General features: G+C 62.7%; 1 protein-coding gene. It reads right to left on the bottom strand.

Features of this window, described 5'->3' with window-relative positions; genetic code table 11:
* Nucleotides 1-67: 67 nt before the first annotated feature.
* Nucleotides 68-501: ABC transporter permease subunit (locus tag AC4FS3_RS29655; RefSeq protein ID WP_491023521.1), on the bottom strand; the 434-nt coding region annotated here is incomplete at its 5' end.

Below are 501 nucleotides of genomic sequence, written 5' to 3'. Positions count from 1 at the left end.
GCATAGACAGGAGCAGCCGCTGCCTGACGCCGCGAGGTCGCGGTCTGAATGGCCATTGGAGCCCTCCTTACTTCCGGTATGCCGGGTGCCATTGCAGCGACAGGCGCTCCAGCAGCCGGGCGATGCTGTCGGCGGCCTTGCCGAGCAGCGCGTAGATAATGATCGACAGCATCACCACGTCGACCAGCAGGAACTCGCGCGCCTGCATCGCCATGTGGCCGATGCCGGATTCAGCGGCGATGGTTTCGGCGACGATCAGCGTCAGCCACATGATGCCAAGCGCATAGCGCAGGCCGACGAAGATCGACGGCAGCGCCCCCGGCAGGATGACCCGCCAGAACAGCTCGCCCTGTTTCATGCCGTAGATGCGGCCCATCTCCACCAGTTGCGGATCGACATTGCGAATGCCGTGCAGCGTGTTGATGTACATGGGGAAAAACACCCCCAGCGCCACCAGGAACAGCTTGGCGCCCTCATCAATGCCGAACCACAAAATGACCA

It is taken from the genome of Pseudogemmobacter sp. TB195 (assembly GCF_058313095.1).
Note: the sequence above shows the minus strand (reverse complement) of the source record. Positions and strands in the feature narration are given on the sequence as shown.